Origin of the sequence: Runella sp., assembly GCF_965279615.1 — a bacterium.
GTDB lineage: Bacteria > Bacteroidota > Bacteroidia > Cytophagales > Spirosomataceae > Runella.
In genome coordinates this window covers 2,727,462-2,750,192 of record NZ_OZ257252.1, presented here as the reverse complement: position 1 = coordinate 2,750,192, position 22,731 = coordinate 2,727,462, and the positions used below count along the sequence as shown (strand labels likewise).

Here is a 22,731-nt window from a genome sequence, read left to right as displayed (position 1 = left end):
GCTCCCTTGCGGGAGTCATCTATATGAAACGTTTCGTTGAATTTTTTCAGGTAAGTGAAGTGTTCGGGTATTTTATCCGGGTTTTTAAGAAACCTGACCCTTCACGTCCCAATACGTCGTCGCTCCGGATGATGCATGGGATCAATCGTATTTCCATTATTATGTTTTTGTTTTGTATTGGGATAATGATCTATCGTTTTCTGACCCGATGAATATCGAATCATTTCAAACCTATTGCCTTTCCAAACAGGGAGTTACGGAAGAATTTCCTTTTGGCGAAGAAACATTGGTGTATAAAGTGATGGGTAAAATATTTGCATTGACATCGCTTGGCAGTATACCACTGACCATCAATCTGAAATGTGACCCTGAAAAAGCCGCTCAACTGCGGGAAGAATACGATTGTGTACTGCCGGGGTATCACATGAATAAAAAACATTGGAATACAATCACGGTAGATGGTTCGGTGAAAGATATAATTCTTCGCGAATGGATCGATCATTCATACAATTTAGTGGTACAGTCATTGCCACGTAAAATAAAGGAGCAAATGATATAAAGCCGGTGCTTCCCTCATACTCAATCATCATTTCTCATGGATGTTACAGCCACTCGCGAAGATTTACTACAGCAACTCCGGCAAATAAAGCAGACGGTAAAGGAGGAGTTTGAGACGTTGTCAGAAAATCAGATCCAGTGGAAACCTGCTCCTGAAAAATGGGGCGTCTTGGAATGCCTTATCCATCTCAACATAGCCAATCAGTACTACGTCAATCAGCTTAAGTTTAAGGTAGAACATGCTCCCACTAATATTCTTCCTTCTTTCAACTTTGAAATGAGTTTTAACGGCCGACTGATGTTAGGGATTTTGGATCCTAAGTCTACGCGCAAAATTCCGTCTCCCGGCATGTTTAAGCCAAAACCGTACCATCTTGATACTCAAAAAGGCTTGATTCGCTTTTATGAAATTATCGGTGATCTGGAGCAGGTTTTGGAAGCCTCTGATACACTGGATTGGAATACTAAAATAGTTTCTCCCTTTACTGCATTGATCAAATTTCGTTTGGGAGATGTTTTGCTGTTTGTAACAGCACATTATCAACGTCATTTAAATCAGGCGCGTCGGGTAATTCTGCAACCCGACTTTCCTATCTCCTAATGTTTACTTAAAAATGCCCTTTTTAGGCTTGTATGGGCATTTTTCAAAAAAAAATGTAAAAAAAAGTTGAAAATCAAATAGATTATAACATACTGATAATCAATGTGTTAATATTTTTGTTGTACTTGTTTTATTAAAAATTGCATTTTTTTTATTGTTTTTTTTTGCCTACTACTTGTGTTTAATGGTTTAATCGCTAAATTTCGGCCAAATCGCGCTGATTTGAGCGTTTTTAGACCATTTTCTAACTCAAAACTTGTTAACACTATGGCAAAATTTGATGAAATCAAAAATCTGGTACTGAGCCTTGAAGGAGACTTTGATAAGTTTTACAACAAAGGTAATCAGGCTGCCGGTACACGTGTGCGCAAAGGAATGCAAGACCTTAAAAATGTAGCTCAGGCTATTCGCGCTGAAGTGCAAAATTCCAAAAACACCAAGGAATAATCTATTCCAAAAGACATTAACCAAAGAACCCGGCCCTGTGTCGGGTTCTTTGGTTTTTAGGGATTAGCCGCCAAATGTTTGGGCTATTTTCATGGCTACCCCCATATCTCCGTCGATTTTGAGTTTGCCGGTCATATACGCCATCATCGGGTTTAAGCTTCCGCTCAAAAGGTCAAGTGCATCGCTTGTGGCTATTTCCAGCGTGCAATCAGTAGGTGCATCTTCGTTGCTAACGGCATTAGGAACTTGCTTGGCATCTACCACAACAACCCCTTCATCCGTTACGAATTTGACGGACGCATTCAGACCGCTGTCGGTGCCTACGATGGTTTTGATTTGTTCAGTGAGTGATTGGAGGCTCATGCTGAAAGTTGGATTTTAAGGTGAAAAAGACGAATTTGGGGAGCAAGTTAGGTTACTCAATCGTCAACAAACAATAGCCCATCGAATTTTTATGAAAAAAAGTAGTTTTACCTTTATCGTGATGCTTATGGCCATAATGACTTTTGCCCAAAAATCAATCATTAAAACCGATCAGGCACCAAATCCAATCGGACCTTACAGTCAAGCCGTTGAAGCAAACGGGTTGGTTTTTGTGGCAGGCCAAATTGGCCTCAATCCTGAAACACGTCAACTGGTGGCGGGTGGAGTAGAGGCAGAAACCGCACAGATAATGGAGAATATCAAGGCGATTCTGCGTGAGGCCAATCTTTCAATGGACAACATTGTGAATACAACGCTTTATGTGAAAGACCTCGCCAATTTTCCCAAAGTAAACGAAGTATACGGTAAATACTTCACCGGCAATTTTCCCGCACGTGCTACGATTGGAGCTGACAATCTTCCGGGAGGCGCCGGCGTTGAAATAGCCGTGATCGCGGTGCGCGGCCCTCGAAGAAAATAGATTTTTGCCTGATTATACGCCTGACGGTTCGTAACCATCGGACGCGCAACGCCTCAATTTTAGCAAAAGCATTCCTAAAATTCGTATCATTAAAAGTATTACTAAAAAATTAGTTCATTTATTTGTAAAACTAAAATTTTAGTTGTTACTTTGTATACACTTAATAACCAGGGTAATTTGAACGAAGGTTTCGGATCGCCAAATCGTATAATTGTTAACACAGTCAATTGTTATTAAAATGAGAGAACTAACCAAAGCAGAAGAAGAGATAATGCAAATCCTTTGGGATTTAGAAAAAGGAGTTGTTTGGGATGTCATTGAGCATTTGCCGGACCCAAAACCTGCCTATAATACCGTCTCCACCTTTATTCGTATTCTGGAGCAAAAGGGCTTCATCGACCACCGTGCCATCAGCGGAAAAACCTACGAATATTTTCCCGTAGTGACCAAAGAAGAATACCGTGCTCAGGAAGCCAATAAGTTGGTGAACAACTACTTTGAAGGCTCATTGAAAGAGTTGGTGTCGTTTTTTGTACAAGACAAAAACATCAGCCTTCAGGACGCTGACGAGATCATTAAAATGTTAAAACGCTAGGAAGCCGGTCCGCTAATTGCCAACCTTAAACGTTTCAAAAATCATGGAATCGTTCATATATCTTCTCAAAGCAAGTGCAGGGATGGTAGCCTTGTACACACTGTATTGGCTCTTGTTACGCAAACACACCTATTTTGCCTTCAATCGTTTCTACCTATTAACAGCCGTTTTGGTGGCGTTGGCGGCTCCTTTCGTGGTCTTGACCGAAACCGCACCCGAAGCATTGCCGATCACAGAAATCACCATTGAGCCAATAGCGGTGGTTTCTCAGCCCACACCTGAACCCTTTATGACAACAGAGCAGGTACTATTGCTTGTATATATGTTGGGAGTTATAGTAATGCTCGGAAGATTGGGCTTTCGTCTTTGGCAAGTAGTACAAATCATTCGTGCCGGGGAGCGCCAACGCGCCGGAAAATATATTTTGGTGCGTGCCGCTGATGAATCCATTTCATCATTTTCATTTCTTAACTATTTAGTAGTGAGCCAAAAAGATACTGAATCTTATGGCGATGTGGTGCTTCGGCACGAGTTGGTGCATATTCACCAACGCCACAGTTGGGATCTGTTGTGGCTGGAATTGATTCACCTGTTCTGGTGGTTCAACCCGATTTTGATATTCTATAAACGCTCACTCAAAGAAGTGCATGAATTCATCGCCGATGAATTGGCGACCAACGGCGATCGTTTGGAATATGCACATACGTTGGTAGGCTATGCCTTTGGCGTGTCACCGAATGTGCTGACCAATAGTTTTTTTGACGCCACTCAACTTAAAAACAGAATTGCTATGCTAACCAAAAATCGTAGTTCACGTTGGGTATTGGGCCGTTATTTACTGGCTGTTCCCGTTGTAGGTATATTGGTGTCATTTGTTGCGGCACGTACCGTAGAAGTAATTGAACAACAACCCGAAATGATCGTGGAAACAAGCGGGAGTTCCATGATCGTAAAGGGTAAGATCGTAGATAAAAAAGATAAAAAGCCGTTGCCGGGCGTTGAAGTTTCGATCAACGGAGTCGAGCTGGGTACGACCACTGATAGCAAAGGAGACTTTGTCTTGGCGGGTGTGCCAATAAAGTCGGAATTGTTGGTGAGTTTTATTGGATTTAAAACAAAAATAATCCCGCTGACGGGAAAGGATAAGTCAACGCATTTTGTAAAAATAGAATTGGAGCAGGGACAAACGCTACCACTTTCTGCTTCTGCTTCCAATAAGGCTACAACGCCCCCTAAAACAATCATCGTTGATGGCGAAGAAGTAATGCAGGTGGTAGATACGCATCCCCAATTTCCCGGCGGATTAGCGGCTATGGGGAATTATTTAAGTAAAAATATAAAATACCCGGAAGCCGCTCGGCGAGCTAATGTAGAAGGGAAGGTTTTTGTGAGTTTTGTAGTAAGAAAAGATGGCAGTATCAGTAACGTTGAAGTGATAAAAGGATTGGGTTTTGGATGCGACGAGGAAGCTGTTCGAGTGACTGAAGCTATGCCGCGTTGGAAGCCGGGTATGGACAAAGGAGCAATCGTAAATGTAAAGTTTAATCTGCCCATTAGGTTTGAACTGGGGAAAAAAACAGCTAACAAAACGGGTTCAGTGGACATCAAAAAAGCAGCTGATTTTACAACTCCGTTACAAGGCAACTCAATAGGTGTAGCACAAAAATCGGGTGAAAGCAAGTATAGATTTAATCTTAGAGGAACCTCTAAAACCGGCGTTGAGCCATTGGTTGTACTGGATGGAGTTGCTATGACAAACGGAATGGAAGAACTTAAAGAAGATAACCGTCTAAATCCTGATGATATATCAAGTATCAGTATATTAAAAACGGAAACAGCAAGAAGTATCTATGGGGCAAAGGCAGAAAATGGAGTGATAATTATTACGACAAGAGCATATGCAAAAGCCCAAAAGAGTATTGAAAATGTTTCAGTAAAATACCGCACTCCCCTTACTCTTTTCGAAATCAACGGCGTTGATCCTAAATTGCCTCCTTACTACGTTTTGGATGGAAAAGAAATTGCGGATGAAAAGGTGAAAACGATCGATCCTAACAGTATCCAAAGCGTACACGTGTTGAAAGGAGAGGACGCTACCCAAAAATACGGCGATAAAGGGAAGAACGGGGTAGTGGAGATCACGACCAAAAAATAACCCGATAAGGCATAATAAATAAGAGTTAGTGCTAAACCCGTCGGATTTCGAAAATCTGACGGGTTTTTTGTTTTATTTTGTGGCCAAAAGATTTTTGACTGAAAATGATTGAAACCCGTGCTTATGCCCGCGCCGGCTTGTTAGGAAATCCTTCCGACGGCTATTATGGCAAAACCATTTCTATCTCGGTTCGTAATTTTGGTGCTTCCATTACGCTCCACGAATCGCCTGAGTTGCAGATCGAGCCTCAAACGCAGGATTCCAATGTCTTTAAAAATATATTCCATTTGCGTGATACGATCAGTACATTGGGATATCATGGCGGGATTCCCCTGGTAAAAGCCGCGATCAAGAAATTTTTAGAGTATTGTGAAACCGAAAAGATCAAGCTCTCCAATCAAAACTTTACGATTCGCTACCGAACCACAATTCCACGTCAGGTAGGATTGGCGGGGTCGAGTGCAATCGTTGTAGCTACGATGCGGGCACTGATGCAGTTTTATAAAGTGGAGATTCCGTTGCCAATATTGCCTACACTGGCGCTCAAAGCCGAGGTAGAGGAACTGGGCATTACCGCAGGCTTGCAGGATCGCGTTATTCAATGTTATGAAGGTTGCGTTTACATGGACTTTTCGCGTGACCTGATCGAAAAACAGGGCTATGGCTACTACGAGCCTATTGACCCGCGGCTGTTGCCTAAGTTATACATTGCCTATAAAACCGATCTGAGCAAAGTATCCGGGAAGGTATTGAATAATATTCGTCAGCGTTGGGAGCAGGGCGACGCGCACGTAGTAGGCACGCTGCAAAAAATTGCGGGTGTAGCCGAAGAAGGTCGCAGTATAGTGAAAGAACAGAACTATGACCGCCTGAATGAATTGGTCAACCAAAACCTGGACCACCGCGCCGAGATCATGACCATCACCGACCGCAACCGCGCCATGATCGAAACGGCCCGAAACTGTGGTGCGTCAGCTTCTTTTACGGGCTCGGGAGGTTCCATTATCGGTATTTATCGCGACGAAGAAATGCTTAATCGTTTGTTTGTAGAGCTGAAAAAACAAAACGCCCGCGTTATAAAACCTTTTATTGTTTAGTGTTCGCCGACTTTTCAAGTTAAACGGTGAACTTGGAAAGTCGGCCGATAAGAAACAGTTTAGGTAATTCGGTTGTTCTGTCAATAAACGCCGAGTTACTTAAATGAAAACCCTTGTTGCTTCCCGCATTTTTGATGATACTTTTCTGAATCCTTATCGCCAAACGGGTGATGCGGCGGCAGATGCCGTTATAGAACAATTGGCGGCCGAACAAGGAAAAAAAGGCCTTGGTGATTTTATGCAGTTTCTGGGAAATTTCAGCCAACTTACCATTACTCATTTACCTCCTTTTGTTCAAAACTTCTTTGAATTGTATTCCCGACTCCCTGCCTTTGCTCATCGTGGAAAAATGGACAAAGGGATGGCTTTTTTCTGGAAATACGACCAACAAATAGCGTTGCTGTTAGGCTGTTATTCACTACCGTATTGCTATGCCGCTGCCGACGGTGCGCAGGTGCTTTGGCTTTCACAACGCATTAAAAATGATACGTTTAAGCGATTGGAAGAAACGGGCGAGTTTGTGTTTGGCATTATGCAGGAGCGCGACTGGAAAAATGGACGGAATACCCTCAAAATCCTGAAAATTCGTTTAATGCACGCGGTGATCCGCTATTTTACCAACCATTCAGAACAATGGGATCAGGTTTGGGGTTTGCCGATCAATCAGGAAGATATGGCAGGTACTAACTTGGCTTTTTCCTACGTAGTGATCAGAGGCCTTCGAACATTGGGAATACAGGCCAATACCGCCGATGAAGAAGCTTATTTGCATTTTTGGAATGTGGTCGGAAGCCTGTTAGGATTGCAGAATGCGCTGCTGCCGCTCAATTTGCGCGAAGCGTATCACCTTGATCGTGCTATTGTTCGACGCCATTTTAAAACCTCAGAAGCGGGAACCGGATTGACAAAATCGTTGACCAAAACCCTTAAACAACAAACTCCTGAACCTGATTTACAGAATTTTCCGGTAGCGCAAATGCGATTCTTACTGGGCGATTCAGTCGCTGATCTATTAGCGATTCCACGGGTTCCTTTTGAAGAAAATGTAATTCGAATGATCAATCGCTTTCCTATGTTCAGCGCCCTTTTCCGTTCTCGGAAAACCTCTTCGGGGGTAATAGATAAATATAGCCGGAATTAGTATGTTAGCTGATAACTACATGTTTAGTAAGTAAATTTTGGTGCAATCGGGTTTTATAAAGGAAGCGCAGATTTTGCCTGTACCTTCCGAACATTACCCAAAAAGCTGATTTCCTATGTATACGCTCCGCGAAATTGCCAAGATGATCGACCACTCTTTGTTGCAACCCAATCTGACCGATGCCGATCTGTTGGCAGGTTGTGAATTGGCGCGACTGTACGATACGGCTTCGGTATGCATTAAACCCTACGCGGTCGGAATGGCCAAAACAGTGCTGCAAGGCTCCGGTGTGGAGGTGTGTACTGTCGTGGGTTTTCCGCACGGCAGCAGTACCATACCGATAAAAGTGGCCGAAACGCGTCAGGCCTGCAAAGATGGAGCGACCGAAATAGATATGGTGGTAAACATCGGAAAAGTATTGAGTGAAGACTGGCGGTACATCAAAAAAGAAATTTATGCTATCCTGAAAGAGTGCCGTAAACACGGTGCTATCCTGAAAGTCATTTTTGAAAATGATTTGCTTCCCAAAGACCGATATAAGATTAAACTTTGTAAAATTTGCAGTATATTAGGTGTAGAATTTGTTAAGACTTCCACCGGGTATGGGTATACCAAACAGCCCGATGGCAGTTACAATTATAAAGGCGCAACTGCTGCTGACCTTGCATTGATGCGTAAATACTGCGCGCCGCAAGTACAGGTGAAAGCCGCAGGAGGTATCCGAACATTAGACGAGTTACTGAAAGCAAAAGAACTTGGCGTAACGCGTATCGGTGCTACCGCTACCGTGGCGATACTGGAAGAAGTCAAAAAGCGGTTGGGGATTGAGGCAGATATGGCCGCTGCGAACATTATTACGAGCGACGGGTATTGAGCAACGGTAAAGTGGATTCGGGTGTGAGCCGGTTAAAAACCGGTTAAACTTTTGAATTATAGGGACAGTAAGCAAACGAATTTTGCTTGAAAATAAATAACTTCGTGGGATACAGGGGCTTTTGTTAGCAGATGTGGCCTTTTTTACGAATTCAGGGAAGGGATTTAGCTATGAAAATCTTTACTTTTTTGGTTGTGTTAAGTTGGTTCATTGTGGGAGAGGCCAACGCTTTTTCTGCCGATTCGGTAGGAACGACCATACACCGTAGAAGTTTTCCCACTCACGACGAAGTGGTCACGTTTTACGATAAAAAAAAGCGCTTTGCCACGCTCCGGATCTATGATAAAGCCGGGCGGTTGCTTACCGAAACCAACTTCAAAGACTATCGTGAAGGAATTCGGCAAGGTTTTTCAAAAGGGTTTTATCCCAATGGAGATCTTTATTGGATCTCTGACTACAAAAACAATGAAAAGTTCGGAGAATTTAAAGTCTATTACCCCGACGGCTCTATTAAGCGCCGTGAATGGTATCGTCATGGTATGCGAAAAGATAAACATTGTTATGACATAGACGGAAATGAAGTGGCTTACTATGAGTTTTCGGCAGACCCTATGTTCCCGGGAGGTGACTATGCGTTGCAAGGGTATCTTCGAAAGAAACTGAAAAATCTCCCCAATTCAGCAACGGAATTTTATTCATTTGTTTTAACGATTCAGGCAGACAGTGTAGCCATTCTCAATACGTTTAAAAACAGTTCTTTTGTAACATTGGAACAATTGTCGGACATTATCAAAGGAATGCCTCGTTGGATTCCCGGTCACTTTGACGGAGTAGCCTCCGATAGGCTTTATGCGGTCAATATGATTCTGCGTTCGGGAGATGTGTTTTTGAGTCATTTGGTTCCTAACATGGGAAACATGGCTCAAAACAAAAAAACAATTCCATCACCGCCCACAACCCCGTCACTCTTACCGACTACCACTCGAAGGAGACAATAAAAAAGGAGCACTTTTCAGTGCTCCTTTTTTAGTACTATCCGTTTTGCTCTGCCAGCACTTCGGACAGCGGTCGAAAGCCTGCGGGCACTTTCTGCGCGTCATCTTCCGGAGAATACGGAACCACTTCCAAAATAGAAGTTAGATTTACGTCAGTGATCTCGTAAGGGACGAGCATAGTTGCCAAGCTCTTTTCAATGCGCTCAATGGCCTGTTTGGGGCTCTCGGCATTAACGAGCATAAAACTCACGATCTTCTTTTCTTTCGCGGAGCCTTTGCTGTCGTCGATGGAGACGTAAAACGTCTTGCACTTAAACCACTTTTCACCACCTTCCTCTTCAAAATGAAACACGTCCGACAATTTCATGCGCGTCAGACTACTGATCTGAAAATCAGGGGTATTATCGGCTACAACTCCGTACAATCGCGCTTCGGCGTCGGTGTACGAAACGGCATCGATCAAATACGCTTCTGAAATAGATTTAAGCGCACCGTTCTCCTGCTCCTGTTGATATTTGATCTTTCCTAAGTACCAGCTTGGCATAATGTATTTGTTATGATGTTGGATTTACAATTTAGAAATTTAATGCTGAAAAATCGGGTTACAAAGATAGCAGAATACAAAGAGCATATAGAACTTCATTGATAATAATAGCTGCCGAATAGGTAGTTACTAAACAATTATCGGTTTGAGTATACCGGAAAACTACTGTCAGGACAGGAGGAATAAGTCAAAAAATACTGTCTAAACGCTACTTTTTTATATATACCTATAAGATAATTTTGTCATAAAAAAATATAGGTAATGAGTGCTTGTTTTTTAGGTCGTATCTTCTCAACTTATGGGTCTAATCTAACTGACGCGTCAGGCACTATGTCTGTAATCAAAATTCTCATTGCCGACGACCATCAATTAGTGGCTGACAGCCTCCGTATCCTTCTCGAAACCATTAGTGATTTTGAAGTAGTTGGCATCGTCAATGACGGTTTACAGGCAATCCGTTTTTTGGAAAATCATGAGGTAGATGTGCTGCTGGCAGATTTGCATATGCCCTTACTTAACGGAACAGGACTGGCTTTGCGTGTGCATCGGCACTATCCGAAAACTAAAGTTATTATGCTGACAATGAGTGAAGAAGCTGTGCATATTCGCGAAGCTTTGCAAACAGGAATATATGGCTATGTAATGAAAAGTGCAGGGCGTACAGAGCTTCTCCGCGCTATTCGGACTGTAGCGGCCGGAGAGCATTACTTCAGTGAAAAAGTTGTTAAAAAATTGGCTGAATTTCCAAATGAGGCTAATCCTGCGGGAAAAACGATGCCGAATGATATTCATCCGCTTACCAAACGTGAAATGGATGTACTGAAACTGATTGTGCAAGATTTAAGTAACCAATCCATCGCAGAGCAACTTAATCTTAGTCTTACTACGGTTGAGACCCATCGCCGTAATCTTCTGAAAAAAGTAGGAGTCAGCTCAGCCGTAGGACTTCTTCGTTGGGCATTGAAACATAAATTGGTGGATGAATTGTAACCCTTTAAAATTTTATAAAACAATGATAATTGATGATGTAAAAACAATCGATGATTTTCGAAATTTTATTGCATTAGTTGAACTTTCAGCCTCAACCGACAAGGATTCCAAAGACTTTAAATGGGCTATATGGAACTTTCAAAATATGGAGAGTGAAGAAGAAAACGCTATTAGAACACGCTACACCCAGCTAACTTCTGAGCCACATTTCTTCTACTATAAAGAACTGCAAAAAGACGATAGATCTTTTACATTGGGTATTGTATTTCCGATTTCTATTGTTGTAAATGCCGATATTAATGTTGAGAGTAAGACAATGAAAGTTTTCGTTACAAAGCAGAGCTTTTATTGGCAGTATAGCCGAGAAGACGCTAAAGCTATAAGACATCTTTTCAGTGAATTTAAAGACTTTGATGAAAGTACTATTCAAGCAGAATTAGCAAACCCTGCGAAAATGGATTCACAGTCACCCAGCCATCCACCAACCAATTAACTCCAATACTGCTATGTTATTTTCCGGTTACCAGCTTGGTCTTCACTTACTTAATTCCACTCTGCTTACTATTACTCTTAATCGAAAACAGATAATACAGGAGAGACGAGGGTGTAAAATTTTTGAAAATCAGCTTAAGAACTTTGTTACAAGCAGAAACAGTGTTTTTATTGCAGAATTACCTGACGATGAAAATAAAGTCAGAAAATATTTAATAAAACAGCCCAAAAGCCCTGAATTTAATTTTATTTCTACTCTACTAAATGAAAAGTATATATATGATATTTTTCATTTAGCAGATATTAAAGAACTGGATAATTTGAGAGGGTTTGATCAGTTTCAAAACCTGCTTTTCTTGAGATATATTGAAACTGAAAAAATTAATATATCAGGATTACAGCCAAAAGGTTACTTAAGTATACTGTTAAAAAACTTGGCTTCAATTTTCAATACTGTTCATTCAATAACTGTAGAATCTTTTAATTATAAGGATTACCCCGATAAATTTGGCTATCGCAAACCCATATTGCTTGTACTTAATAGAAGAGATATTGAAGAAAGGTTTGATAAAGCTCCTAAATATAGAAAAGAAATACTTACATTACTTAAAACAGATAATAAGGTTTTTGAAAAAATTAAACAAATTGAATGGAAAGCTGAGAGACTGATTCATTTTGATTTTAAATTTGAACATGTCCTGTTTGATGAGAATCATACTGTTAAAAGTGTAGTAGATTGGGAAATGGGAGATATGGGTGATTTGCACTGGGATTTGGCATCAATATGGTACGAAGTACTAATTTTACAGCTTCATGAAAATGCAGATATACAAGTACTATTGAAGGAATCTTTTGTTGAATTTAGTGGATTTTTGAAAGAATATAAATTAGGATACAATGGTGAAAAAATTAAAAAATATTTAGGTATTTATATTTTGCATAAACATTATTATGGTTTATTTACTCAGACAGGAATTAGTGACGATTATGCATTGCAATGGATTCAGACGGCACAACAATTAATTAATGAAGAAATTCCGCTTCCCGTTAGCTCATCTAATAAGATTAATACTGTCCAATTTTCGGAATTGACTTTTCAGGAAGAAGATATAGCCTTTCATTATACAGAGAGTAGAGATGGGCATGGACCCGGAACTTATAATCAGTTTGACGATTTGAGCGCTAAAATCTGTAATAACCCTGATTTTCAGAAAGAAAAGCCTGATTTATCTACTTTGAGAGAGTTTATTTATGGATGGTTTCATAGCTCACATGATCCTGATGGTATTTTAGAGAGGCAACTTATTAATAAAAAAATACGGATTGCTACCCCGGTTCTTAAAGGAAAAGAAACTTTTATTGAAGATAATTGGTGGGAATTAGAAGAGGAAATTACCACAAATACCAATACAATTATTAGAAAAAACAGTGAAAGGCGGATGGCTGAGCCGGGAGAATTTGTCTTTGTAAGAGCACAATCTAAAAATAGTGATGGGGAGTTATTGAAGAAAAAATATGTAAAGACCATATACCCTCAATTTATCATTCGCCCTAATGATGCAAATCGTAGCAGCGAAGATCTATGGATTTTCAGTAAAAAACAGGTTAGACAAGATGATGCCAATTGGATACGCTTTTATTTTCATCTTAATGAAAAAAGGGAAGGCATTCATTTATTTATCAATAAAATGAGCACCTTCTTAAACGAGCGTGAAGTGCCTTTTCAGTTAAAATTGAGGAATTCACTGTCGAGTTATTATAGGTCAGATGTAGCAATTTTGTTTGTTCATCGCCTTCATTTCAAAGCTTGTCTGGATGTAGTATTATATGTTTATAGCTTTTTGGAAAGTGACTACTTAAGGAATTCTACACCGAAGTTTACGAGGGCTTTGCGCAGGGGTATAGACGGTGAGAAGCTTAAAGGAGTTGCTTTTGGTGAAAACCCTGTTTCATCTTCTGAGAGTTTTGGGAATTGGCGTGCGCGATTGCTGGCCGAAATTGCATTGTCTCACTGGAATTTAATGGGTGACGCTGAGAAAATGACAAACAAGCTAAGGTCAGGGATGGCAGAACAGGGTTTTAATGTGTATGAGATGTATCGAAACCCATTCCCCAGTGCTAATGAATTTAAATATAATACCTTAAATAATAATTTCGATAAACTTCCTAACTTAGATTTTGCATTTAAAGGTTCAGAACTATATTTGCCAAGCTTGCGGTATTTTAATGCTGCTCGCAAAATAGCTTTTATCATTTGCCGCGAAGCGGTATGGTATGGAAAACATTGCACATGGTTCTCTTATAAAAAGGACGAAAAAAAGGCTGAATTTTTTGAAACACTTACCGGACCGGAATTACATGGAATAGCACTTTTTTTGAGTGGCCTTGCTACAATATATCCTGGTGATTTATTTTTAATAGAATGCGTAGATGGCATATTTCAAAACGAGGATGCTTACATAATTAATAGTAGACCGGAGGAAAAATATGATTGGGTTTATAATACAATAACCGGAGAGAATTTGTTTCCTGCGCCTGTTAAGTTCCAATTTGAAAAAAATATAGGTGAATTTGAAATAAATAATTTAGGAAACAATCCGGAAGATGCAATGAGGCGAGGTGATGCTATTATTGAACAATACCTTGATAATAATTTGCCGCTTCCTAATGCCTACGGGAATAAGCATATTTTTAACTCAGAATTTAATCCAACAATAACGCGTGGTTTGGCTGCTATAGGCTATTTCTTTTTGATGCTTGCTGATGTCGGCACTGATCGTATCAAAGCCTTTCAGTCAGTTTGATTTAGTTGGCAGTCAGTTTTCTTTAGCCGAAAAAAATAGCAGCCGGAATTTGAAAAGAAACTTGTAAACCTCCTTGGTTATCGAACTTCAGATTATGAGTATCAGTAATTGATGAAACTCGATTCCAAATATTTTTTAACCCTTTACCCTCTGAAGGACCGCTCAAACCTCTGCCGTTATCCTGAATCAGGCAAAAGACAAAGTCATTTTCTTTATTCAACGTAATCAGGGCTTCTGTTGCCATGGAATGTTTTAAAATATTTGTGATCAGTTCGAGAAAAATACTATATAATTCAATGGCTACCTTGGGGTTTATCTGCCCTTCAATATCATTGACTTTTAGATTGATTGTAATTTTTCCATCTTTTGAAATATCACTGCACAACTGCTGTAAAGCCCCTATTAATCCTCTTTTCTCAAACTGAGACGGAAGCATATTGTGTGAAAGATTTCTCACATCACTGTAAGCATTTTGAATCATAGACATTATATTGTCGTATATGTTTTTTTCGCGATTACTCAGGCTGTCATCGTCAAGAGCGGCAAGCTGCCATTTGATAGCAGTAAGTGTTCCACCTAAATTGTCGTGTAGTTCAGAGGCTACACGTTGGCGTTCGTACGTTTGTCCTTTAGCCATAGCCCCTTTTATTTCATCATAAGCTTTCTGAAGTTCTTGAGTACGTTCAGCTACTTTTTGTTCAAGTTCCTGATTAAATTTAGAAAGTTGGGAGTTTATACTTTCGATTTGCCTGCGTTGTTCTTCTATTTCTTTATTTTTTATTTTAAGGAGCCAAAAACTCCTTAAAATAATTAAAATCAGAAATAAAGCTACCCCAATACCTATTAAAAGAACTCGATTTTGTTGGCTTTGATTATCAATTTCCAGCTGTTTTTTCTTGTTGTCAAATGATGCCTGAATTCCTTCAATGCTTCGCTTTTGGAGTTGCTGATCGTTGATATTCTTAAGCGAATCATAAACCTCTTTTGCTTTTAAAGCAGGTATAGGCAAGCCATTAGCTTTGTAAACTAAGTAAGCAGCTTTATTGATGTATGATCCAAAATAAGGAGTGCCGTTTTGAGCCAGATAAAGCGCCTTCTGAATTTCTTTTAAAGCCATGGCAGGTTGATGAAAACCCAAATACGAAAGCGCTATTTCACTATGTGTAAAAGCCCGGTTTTCAGCAGACCTGCTCCCGAAATATTTTAGAGCTGTTTGTAAATTTTTAAGTGCCTGATCGTATTGGTGGGTTTCTTTGTGAGTAGAACCCAAATTTGAATAATACCAAGCCAGCCCGGTACTATCGCCCAATAAATGACTTATTTTAATAGCTTCCGAGAAGGACTTTATTCCTAAATCATGTCTTTGCATTCGGTTTTGGCACAATCCTATATTGCTTATCATTAAGGCAATGTTCCTTTTACTTAATTTATCAAATCGTTTTTGATATATTTGTTTAGCCTTAGAATAATACTCAATAGCAAGGGAATCTTCTTCCAGTACAAAATAGGCCGAGCCAAGCTGGCGATAACAAAAACACATCAATTTTTCATTGGAGAGAGACTGTGCTATTTCTAGAGCATTCAATAATTCATCTATGGACTGATAAATAAGATTTTGTCCAAACAAAACCATCCCTCTGTAAGAGGCTTCTCGGGCAATACCTTCTTTCCATTTACGATTTTGGGCAATTCTTTTCGCATTATTTAGCCAGTATTCTACCTCTATTGAGCCATTGCCCGCCCATGCCATTTCACATAATACTCCTACCCTTGCAGTATCGCCTACATAGCTTTGACCTTCTTGAGGCAGTTGAGCCAAGAGATTTCTAAGACTGTCAAGTTTTCCCGACGATTGAGCATTAGTACTAAAGGAAATAATGCAAAACAGTAAAAAGCCGTAGAAATTTCTCATTGATATATGAACTTGGGCAAAGACAGATTGTTAAAACAAATTTCTTGTTCTCATAATATATAGCAGATCGTCGATATTTTGTCGAAAAAAATTGGATCGCTTGGCATAAAATAGTCAAGCGATCCTGCAGTTATTAGAAGATAACGGAAATTCTATTTGAGGTCTTTTAAAATCTCTTCGATGGCTTTGTCGAGTTGCGGGTCTTTGTCGTTGAGGCGATCGGTAAATGTTTGTTTCACATAAATGTCCGGCGTAGTCCCTTCTTTCTCAATGTTTTTGCCATCCAAGGTATAACATCCCCACGAAGGCAGCCGGTAAAATGAACCGTCAACCAACCCTTTGCCTGAGGTAAAAATAATCCAACGATACGTTTCTGTACCTATGATCTTGCCGAGTTTGAGGGCTTTGAAACCGGTAGCGGTCATTTCGGCGTCTGACAGCGATTGCTCATTGATCAATAATACAATCGGCTTGGCCGATACACCGAAATTAGGCTGTGGTGTCAATGCTCCTTCGCGGTATTTCCATTGCAAATACGGTTTTTGAGCCAAGAAGTTTAAGACCAGATCATGTACGTTACCGCCTGTATTGTAGCGCAGATCAAAAATAAGTGCGTCTTTTTTGTACCAATCGCGGGTCATATCCTGTACAAAACGATCGTATTGTCCCAAACCCATGTCTTTCATGTGAACATATGCAATACGGTTTTTCGATTTGTCGTCTACGTATTTCTGGTTCCAATCCATCCATTCGTCGTACAGATTTCCCGAAATAGAGTACTGCGGATGCACGCGTACGGTATAGGCCGTGTCAGCGCCTTTGCGACGGAAGGTAAGCTCCAGTTCGGTATCGTTGGAAGGTTTGGTGAAATAAAAATCACGATTTTGGAGTGTATCTACTACCTCACCGTTGACGTGCGTCAGCAGATCTCCCGCCAGGATTTTCTTACCGTGTTTGTCGGCGGCGCTGCGTTTTATAACACGTTCTACTACGTAAGGACGTTGATTATCAAACAGAACACCCGTTTCCATGGTCTGTGATTTGTAAAAAACGTCTTCTTCTTTACCATTGGAATAAAAGCCTAAGTGAGACGCATTCAGCTCGCCCAGCATGTCGTTGAAAAGCGTTCGGAAATCCTCCCGACGATTGAGATAAGGAAGGTATTTGGCGTATCGATCACGCAGGGATTTCCAATCGGCACCGTGAAACGTTTCATTATAAAAATTCTCCTCTACACCTGCCCACGCTTCGTAATACATTTGACGGAACTCCTCTTCCAAACTGCGGCGAAATGTATAATTGTTGATCTCAATTTCTTCGATTTTATTGGTCTCAAAATTGAGTTTTTTGATTTTTCCATCGGCCAAAAGGTAGTATTTTTCTCCCGTCTGCACGATTTCAAAATTGCCCGCATCGTCGGCCTTTTCGGTTTTCGGACGTTGGAAAGGCTCATAAACGGTACGCCACAGTTTACCGTTGCCCTCCTGATGGTCAGAAACGTAATAAACGTAGGTTTTGGCATCTTTTTGAATTACATAAGGCGTACCCTGTTGCCCAAAATTCGGTCCTACCTGCTCCATACGTTCCCATAGATCGGCCAAATCTATTTCAATAGGCTTTTCCTCTTTTTTGGGTTTTTCTTCTTTTGGTTTCTCGTCTTTCTTGCCTTTTTTCTTTCCCTTGTCATCGTCTTTTTTATCCGTGGCAGCATCTTTCTTTTTTTCTTCCGGTTTGAACAGATCATCAAATTTTTCGATGCGATACGGGTCTTCGATTTTGGTCAATGCCAAACGGTAAAGCTTTTGTTTTCGCGGTCCGAAAGGATAACTTGGATTATTGCGGTCGGAGGAAAAATAAATGTATTTGCTGTCGGGCGACCAAAAAGGCTCTGATTCAGAAATACCCGTATTGGTCAAATTGATGGTTTCATTTTTCTTGAGATGATGCAGGAAAAGGTCTTTCTCAAAATCACGATAAGCGGTAAATAACACGTACTCACCATTGGGAGAAAAATAGGGTACATCATTATAAAAACCCCAAAGTTCTTCTTTTACAATGGTTTTGCTTTCCAACGTTTTGAGGTCAATGGTTTTGACTTCGTTGCGGCCGCTGAAATAAACGCCCAAAGTGCGGTTTTTGTTGAAGGCGATTTGGCGGTTGGATTGGGTATCTTTGGTCAATTGTTTAAGCGTTCCTTTGCCATCAGCTTTGATGGTAAACCAGTTTTCATAGCCGCCTACCGTTTGCCCGATCAGCAACGTCATGGTATCGGCAAGCCATTTTACTTCCAATACGCGTTCGTTAGGTGTGGTTTTGAGTTGTTTGATAAACTTCCCGTCTATGTCAGAAACAAACAATTCTCCCCGGGAGATAAAGGCCATTTTCTTATTGTCGGGTGCTACATCAAACGTCGAGATGTTGCCGCTTACTTTGAAATCCTGCCATTTGGAAAGCGTAAAATTGCGGACAATGTTGAGTTTTATCGGCTCTGCGGCTTTCGTGGCTACGTCATAGATCCACGGTTGGTAGTCTTTTTCAAATACCACTTTGCGACCGTCGGCGCTCACCTGCGGGCGTTTGATGGATTCTTTGAAGGAAGTCAGCGGCGTTTTTTGCCCGTTCACAAATGTGTACAGGTTATACTCCCCGTTGGCTTCGTCCGAAACAAAAAATAGGTTGGAATTTCGGTCAACGGTTGCCCACATGTCTTTCCCTCGGTAATTGGTATAACTTTTATAGGCATTGGTTTTGGGGTTATAGGATTGAATATCAGGGTTAAAATCGCCTTTGTATCCTTTGCGCATCGCTTGGTTGTCGCTTTCCCAAGTATCATTGAAGAAAAGTTCTCCCGAAGGGCTTTCGGCTACATTGTGGGTGCGGTTGAAGTAATGTTTAAAAACGCGTTTAGGGGTGCCGCCTTTGATGGAAATGGTGAAGGTGGTTCCTCCGTTTTGATTGCCGGATTCAAAATAAATGGTTTGTGAATCCCACGACCATGCTTCTACCAGATCGTACGTGCTGTGAAAGGTGAGCTGTCGGATGTTGCCGCCTTCAATTGGCATGAGGTACACGTCACTGTTTCCGTTTTCGGTACCGGTAAAAGCCAGCCATTTACCGTCGGGTGAAATGCGCGGATTCGATTCGTTGCCCTGCATAGCGGTGAGTCGCGTGGTAAGGCCTGAAGCCAAATCTGTTTTCCAAAGATCGGATTCATACGCAAAAATGACCGTTTTAGCGTCCGGGCTGAGGGTTGGATGAGTGGCGAAATAAACGCCCGTTTGAGCAATGGAAAGCAGGGGTGTTAATAAACAAATGGCTGTTGAAAGAAATACTTCCAAAAAAGGTTTGGACATGGCTTTGTAAAGAGTTATAAGTTATGAATGTTGAGAAGCCAAAAATAGCTAATAAATCATTAAAAGTTTTGTGCATTTGGAATGCAATTTAGACCCGTTCCTTGCATCCGGCGGTTGGGACGCATTAATTTTGAAGAATGCTTTTGTTTTTGATTCACAAAAAGCCAAACGGTACAAAATAGCGTAAGCATTCAGGATATTTTTTTGATGAAAACAGGTAGGAGCTAAAGAAAATGAGCGAACATAAAGGCATTGGAAGAAAATGCCAAATTGTATTATTTGGATAACTTGTTCTATCTTATTTGGAATAAAGACTATTCTTTAAAATTAAATTTTACCGAAACTTGATATAAGAAGTATATAGTGCCATCTTTAAAACTTTTTATTTTGTCGTTCCCGTTTTATCTTAACCTAATCTTAACTATGCACTTCAAACAACTATTAAAACCACTCATTGTTTCCTGTGTTACGTTCTCCGCAGCAGCGGTTTATGCGCAGCAAATTGACGAGACGTACAACCAAAAAATCAGGGAATACACGACCGATACGCGCTTTTTGCCGTCGTCGGTACTCAATTTATTGGATGATCCTAAGGTGCCTTCACCGCGTAAGCATTTCGGCACGATCATCGGTGCTCCGGGTGTATTACACCACACCACTGAGATCTATGGATACTTCCAAAAACTGGCTCAATCGTCTCCGTACATTACAGTACAGCAACAGGGTACGAGCGAAGAAGGTCGGCCTATTCAGTTGGTAGCCATCGGCAATGAAGATGCCATCAAGCGGGTAGCACATTACCAAAAACAGTTGGCATTATTGGCCGATCCGCGTAAAGTAACCCCGCAGGAATTGGAAAAAATGCTTGGGGATACTAAAGTGGTCTATTATATCAACGGCGGACTTCACTCACCCGAAATGGGTTCTCCCGAGATGGTAATGGAATTGGCGTATCGTCTCATTACGGGACAAACCGAAGACATCAAAACCATTCGCGAAAACATCATCGTGATCATCAACCCGGTCTCCGAACCTGATGGCTGGGACAAGCAGGTGGATTGGTACAATCGTTACACTAAAAACCGTAAGGATTACGAAGACGGGTTTCCTCGCGTACCATATTGGGGCAAATACACGTACCACGACAACAACCGCGACGGTCTGCAAATGTCGCAGGCATTGACAAAAGCCATGTACAAAATTTATTTTGACTGGCACCCCACGGTTATGCTTGATCTGCATGAGTCGGTGCCGTTGTTGTATATCTCTACCGGGACAGGTCCTTATAATGAAGCTGTTGACCCCATCACGATCGGAGAATGGCAGACAATGGCTAACCACGAAATGACGGCATTGGCCGCGCAGGGCTTGCCGGGCGTATTTACGTGGGCATTTTACGATGGTTGGAATCCCGGCTACGCGTTCTTTATCGCCAACAATCACAATTCGGTCGGTCGTTTTTATGAGACCTTCGGCAATGCGGGAGCAACTACGTATGTGCGTGATCTGGGCAATCAAAAATATTCAGGTGATCCTGTAACGAGCAAAGAGTGGTACCGGCCTAATCCGGCTACGGAAAAAGTGAACTGGTCGTACCGCAACAACATTAACTACATGCAGGCGGGTGTGTTAGCCGGATTGACGTATGCCGCCAATAACCGTCGCTTGTTGTTGACCAATTTTTACCAAAAGGGTGTTAACGCCATTAAAAAAGGGAAAGAAGAAACGCCGCGCGCGTTTGTCATTCCCGCCGCTCAGCGTGACCCCGTAATGACGGCTTATTTGGTCAATCAACTTAAAGGCCAGGGCATTGAGGTACATAAGGCCAATTCAGGTGAGTACGTAGTTTTATTGGATCAGCCGTACCGCAATTTGGCCGTATCGTTGTTGACCAAACAGAATTATCCGAAAGACACCAAACAACCATCCTACGATGATATTGCGTGGACGCTGGGGTACTTAAATGGTGTCGATGTAAAAGCACTTGACAATGTTACCTATACCGCAAGCGACCTTAAATTACTGACTGAAGACGCAAAATATACGGGTAAAGTAGAAGGAGAAGGCACGAATTATGTGATCAATTACAAAGCACAAAACACCGTTCTGTCTGCTTTGTATTGGTTAAAAGTGCAAAACAAAACGAGCAAAGCCATCGTATTGGATGCTAAAACGACCTTGGCCGGCATAAAAGATACGTTGGCTGCAGGTTCCGTTGTATTGCAGGGAATTACGGCCGACCAAGCCAAAAGCATTACGGCGCAGTTTGGGCTTGATCTGGCCGCTACCAAAGCTACTGCCACCGTTAAGCAACACGAAGTGACACTGCCACGTGCGGCCATTTACCATAGTTGGTTCAACACACAGGATGAAGGGTGGGTGCGGTTTACGTTTGACCAACGCGGTATTCCTTATGCATCCATCGAAAAAGATGATCTGAAAGCGGGCGATCTGCGCAAAAAATACGATGTGATCGTAGTTCCTAAAATGCGCGGTACGGGAAGTGACTTTATTCATGAGATCGACAAAAAATTCGGTCCGCTGCCCTATACTAAAACGCCTGAATTTCCATCGCATGGTTTTCCTGATGCTACCGCCGACATGACCGGCGGTCCCGGCTTTGACGGTATCAATCAGTTGAAATTGTTTGTAGAAGCCGGTGGTGTGTTGGTAACCTTGGACAATTCTTCAACGATGATTGCCGAAACGGGCATTACCAGAGATCTGGATAAAGTAGAGACTCCCGGGCTGTACCATCCGGGGTCGATTGTGAATGTCAAAATTCGCAAATCAGACAGTCCGATCGTATACGGTTTTCCGGAAGTCTTCCCCATTTTTAAAGGCATTTCGCCGTTGTTGCAAACCAAAAAGTCTAACCGCGACATGATGGTGCTCCAATACGGTACCAAAGGATTGAAAGATGAAGAAGAATATACCGGACCCATTATGGGATTGCCTGCTCCAAAACCGGCCAAAGAACCGGTGGTCGCCAAAGCGAAGAAGGAAGAGCCGTACGTAGTTTCGGGCATGGTCAGAAACGAGCAGACCATCGTTGGTCACGGCGGTATTTTTAACGTACCCGTTGGGGCAGGACGAGTGGTTGCATTTACATTCAATCCTTTGCATCGCTACATCAATCTCCACGATGCGCCTATGGTTTGGAATGTGCTCATCAACTGGAATCAGTTGGGATTAGGGGCTGCGATGCCTACCGGAACCGAAGGTAATAAATAACTCTTGCTTCAATACGAGACTTTCCAAGTTTCAAA

19 protein-coding genes are annotated in these 22,731 nt (G+C 41.5%); 15 read left to right on the top strand and 4 right to left on the bottom strand.

What is annotated here, in order from left to right:
• The first annotated feature begins 23 nt into the window (after positions 1–23).
• The 4 genes from ACQY73_RS11840 (at position 24) to ACQY73_RS11825 (ending at position 1,606) form a co-directional block, all read left to right on the top strand.
• The gene (locus ACQY73_RS11840) at positions 24–212 is read left to right on the top strand and encodes a DUF6728 family protein (protein WP_428665922.1); all 189 of its coding nucleotides are present in this window, start codon (positions 24–26) and stop codon (positions 210–212) included.
• The gene (locus ACQY73_RS11835; protein WP_428665919.1) at positions 209–559 is read left to right on the top strand and encodes an MmcQ/YjbR family DNA-binding protein; all 351 of its coding nucleotides are present in this window, start codon (positions 209–211) and stop codon (positions 557–559) included. The genes ACQY73_RS11840 and ACQY73_RS11835 overlap by 4 nt, the downstream gene beginning before the upstream one ends.
• A gap of 36 nt (positions 560–595) precedes the next feature.
• The gene (locus ACQY73_RS11830; protein WP_428665916.1) at positions 596–1,159 is read left to right on the top strand and encodes a DinB family protein; all 564 of its coding nucleotides are present in this window, start codon (positions 596–598) and stop codon (positions 1,157–1,159) included.
• A gap of 267 nt (positions 1,160–1,426) precedes the next feature.
• Entirely contained in the window at positions 1,427–1,606 is a 180-nt protein-coding gene (locus tag ACQY73_RS11825) for a histone H1 (protein WP_428665913.1), read from the top strand.
• 63 nt (positions 1,607–1,669) lie between these two features.
• On the opposite strand, the gene ACQY73_RS11820 is transcribed toward ACQY73_RS11825, so the two are convergent.
• Positions 1,670–1,969: an SCP2 sterol-binding domain-containing protein gene (locus ACQY73_RS11820; RefSeq protein ID WP_428665910.1), complete on the bottom strand. Its 300-nt coding sequence runs from the start codon at positions 1,967–1,969 to the stop codon at positions 1,670–1,672.
• A gap of 91 nt (positions 1,970–2,060) precedes the next feature.
• Here ACQY73_RS11820 and ACQY73_RS11815 point away from each other — a divergent pair, with 91 nt between their 5' ends.
• The 7 genes from ACQY73_RS11815 to ACQY73_RS11785 all read left to right on the top strand — a co-directional run bounded on the left by ACQY73_RS11815 (position 2,061) and on the right by ACQY73_RS11785 (position 9,370).
• The gene (locus ACQY73_RS11815; protein ID WP_428665907.1) at positions 2,061–2,510 is read left to right on the top strand and encodes a RidA family protein; all 450 of its coding nucleotides are present in this window, start codon (positions 2,061–2,063) and stop codon (positions 2,508–2,510) included.
• A gap of 238 nt (positions 2,511–2,748) precedes the next feature.
• Positions 2,749–3,105, top strand: a complete 357-nt coding sequence (locus ACQY73_RS11810; protein ID WP_428665905.1) for a BlaI/MecI/CopY family transcriptional regulator — start codon at positions 2,749–2,751, stop codon at positions 3,103–3,105.
• Between the two features lie 43 nt (positions 3,106–3,148).
• Positions 3,149–5,260 carry a TonB family protein gene (locus ACQY73_RS11805; protein WP_428665902.1) on the top strand — a complete coding sequence of 704 codons (2,112 nt, stop codon included), beginning with the start codon at positions 3,149–3,151 and terminating at the stop codon, positions 5,258–5,260.
• Positions 5,261–5,364: 104 nt separating this feature from the next.
• Positions 5,365–6,357, top strand: a complete 993-nt coding sequence (locus ACQY73_RS11800; protein WP_428665899.1) for a mevalonate kinase family protein — start codon at positions 5,365–5,367, stop codon at positions 6,355–6,357.
• A 103-nt stretch (positions 6,358–6,460) separates the two neighbouring features.
• The gene (locus ACQY73_RS11795; protein ID WP_428665896.1) at positions 6,461–7,498 is read left to right on the top strand and encodes an oxygenase MpaB family protein; all 1,038 of its coding nucleotides are present in this window, start codon (positions 6,461–6,463) and stop codon (positions 7,496–7,498) included.
• A 115-nt stretch (positions 7,499–7,613) separates the two neighbouring features.
• The gene (gene deoC, locus ACQY73_RS11790) at positions 7,614–8,372 is read left to right on the top strand and encodes a deoxyribose-phosphate aldolase (RefSeq protein WP_428665894.1); all 759 of its coding nucleotides are present in this window, start codon (positions 7,614–7,616) and stop codon (positions 8,370–8,372) included.
• A gap of 170 nt (positions 8,373–8,542) precedes the next feature.
• Complete coding sequence (locus ACQY73_RS11785; protein ID WP_428665891.1) at positions 8,543–9,370, top strand: toxin-antitoxin system YwqK family antitoxin; 828 nt, start codon at positions 8,543–8,545, stop codon at positions 9,368–9,370.
• Positions 9,371–9,404: 34 nt separating this feature from the next.
• On the opposite strand, the gene ACQY73_RS11780 is transcribed toward ACQY73_RS11785, so the two are convergent.
• Positions 9,405–9,911 carry a DUF4494 domain-containing protein gene (locus ACQY73_RS11780; protein ID WP_428665888.1) on the bottom strand — a complete coding sequence of 169 codons (507 nt, stop codon included), beginning with the start codon at positions 9,909–9,911 and terminating at the stop codon, positions 9,405–9,407.
• Positions 9,912–10,241: 330 nt separating this feature from the next.
• On the opposite strand from ACQY73_RS11780, the gene ACQY73_RS11775 reads away from it, so the two are divergent.
• The 3 genes from ACQY73_RS11775 to ACQY73_RS11765 are packed head-to-tail and all read left to right on the top strand — an operon-like array spanning position 10,242 to position 14,197.
• Complete coding sequence (locus ACQY73_RS11775; protein ID WP_428665885.1) at positions 10,242–10,901, top strand: response regulator; 660 nt, start codon at positions 10,242–10,244, stop codon at positions 10,899–10,901.
• Between the two features lie 22 nt (positions 10,902–10,923).
• Complete coding sequence (locus tag ACQY73_RS11770) at positions 10,924–11,394, top strand: hypothetical protein (RefSeq protein ID WP_428665883.1); 471 nt, start codon at positions 10,924–10,926, stop codon at positions 11,392–11,394.
• A gap of 13 nt (positions 11,395–11,407) precedes the next feature.
• The gene (locus ACQY73_RS11765; RefSeq protein ID WP_428665880.1) at positions 11,408–14,197 is read left to right on the top strand and encodes a T3SS effector HopA1 family protein; all 2,790 of its coding nucleotides are present in this window, start codon (positions 11,408–11,410) and stop codon (positions 14,195–14,197) included.
• A gap of 22 nt (positions 14,198–14,219) precedes the next feature.
• Here ACQY73_RS11765 and ACQY73_RS11760 read toward each other — a convergent pair whose 3' ends face one another.
• Entirely contained in the window at positions 14,220–16,109 is a 1,890-nt protein-coding gene (locus ACQY73_RS11760) for a tetratricopeptide repeat-containing sensor histidine kinase (RefSeq protein ID WP_428665878.1), read from the bottom strand.
• 152 nt (positions 16,110–16,261) lie between these two features.
• On the bottom strand, positions 16,262–19,462 hold the full coding sequence (locus tag ACQY73_RS11755) for a S41 family peptidase (RefSeq protein ID WP_428665875.1): 3,201 nt from the start codon (positions 19,460–19,462) through the stop codon (positions 16,262–16,264).
• A gap of 423 nt (positions 19,463–19,885) precedes the next feature.
• On the opposite strand from ACQY73_RS11755, the gene ACQY73_RS11750 reads away from it, so the two are divergent.
• Positions 19,886–22,696, top strand: coding sequence for a M14 family zinc carboxypeptidase (locus ACQY73_RS11750; protein ID WP_428665873.1), 2,811 nt, complete (start codon positions 19,886–19,888; stop codon positions 22,694–22,696).
• The last annotated feature ends 35 nt before the right edge of the window (positions 22,697–22,731 follow it).

Excerpts from the sequence above, each read along its gene's own strand:
- ACQY73_RS11840 (WP_428665922.1), top strand. The coding sequence starts at position 24 with ATGAAACGTTTCGTTGAATTTTTTCAGGTAAGTGAAGTGTTCGGGTAT.
- ACQY73_RS11835 (WP_428665919.1), top strand. The coding sequence starts at position 209 with ATGAATATCGAATCATTTCAAACCTATTGCCTTTCCAAACAGGGAGTT.
- ACQY73_RS11830 (WP_428665916.1), top strand. The coding sequence starts at position 596 with ATGGATGTTACAGCCACTCGCGAAGATTTACTACAGCAACTCCGGCAA.
- ACQY73_RS11825 (WP_428665913.1), top strand. The coding sequence starts at position 1,427 with ATGGCAAAATTTGATGAAATCAAAAATCTGGTACTGAGCCTTGAAGGA.
- ACQY73_RS11820 (WP_428665910.1), bottom strand. The coding sequence starts at position 1,969 with ATGAGCCTCCAATCACTCACTGAACAAATCAAAACCATCGTAGGCACC.
- ACQY73_RS11815 (WP_428665907.1), top strand. The coding sequence starts at position 2,061 with ATGAAAAAAAGTAGTTTTACCTTTATCGTGATGCTTATGGCCATAATG.
- ACQY73_RS11810 (WP_428665905.1), top strand. The coding sequence starts at position 2,749 with ATGAGAGAACTAACCAAAGCAGAAGAAGAGATAATGCAAATCCTTTGG.
- ACQY73_RS11805 (WP_428665902.1), top strand. The coding sequence starts at position 3,149 with ATGGAATCGTTCATATATCTTCTCAAAGCAAGTGCAGGGATGGTAGCC.
- ACQY73_RS11800 (WP_428665899.1), top strand. The coding sequence starts at position 5,365 with ATGATTGAAACCCGTGCTTATGCCCGCGCCGGCTTGTTAGGAAATCCT.
- ACQY73_RS11795 (WP_428665896.1), top strand. The coding sequence starts at position 6,461 with ATGAAAACCCTTGTTGCTTCCCGCATTTTTGATGATACTTTTCTGAAT.
- deoC (WP_428665894.1), top strand. The coding sequence starts at position 7,614 with ATGTATACGCTCCGCGAAATTGCCAAGATGATCGACCACTCTTTGTTG.
- ACQY73_RS11785 (WP_428665891.1), top strand. The coding sequence starts at position 8,543 with ATGAAAATCTTTACTTTTTTGGTTGTGTTAAGTTGGTTCATTGTGGGA.
- ACQY73_RS11780 (WP_428665888.1), bottom strand. The coding sequence starts at position 9,911 with ATGCCAAGCTGGTACTTAGGAAAGATCAAATATCAACAGGAGCAGGAG.
- ACQY73_RS11775 (WP_428665885.1), top strand. The coding sequence starts at position 10,242 with ATGTCTGTAATCAAAATTCTCATTGCCGACGACCATCAATTAGTGGCT.
- ACQY73_RS11770 (WP_428665883.1), top strand. The coding sequence starts at position 10,924 with ATGATAATTGATGATGTAAAAACAATCGATGATTTTCGAAATTTTATT.
- ACQY73_RS11765 (WP_428665880.1), top strand. The coding sequence starts at position 11,408 with ATGTTATTTTCCGGTTACCAGCTTGGTCTTCACTTACTTAATTCCACT.
- ACQY73_RS11760 (WP_428665878.1), bottom strand. The coding sequence starts at position 16,109 with ATGAGAAATTTCTACGGCTTTTTACTGTTTTGCATTATTTCCTTTAGT.
- ACQY73_RS11755 (WP_428665875.1), bottom strand. The coding sequence starts at position 19,462 with ATGTCCAAACCTTTTTTGGAAGTATTTCTTTCAACAGCCATTTGTTTA.
- ACQY73_RS11750 (WP_428665873.1), top strand. The coding sequence starts at position 19,886 with ATGCACTTCAAACAACTATTAAAACCACTCATTGTTTCCTGTGTTACG.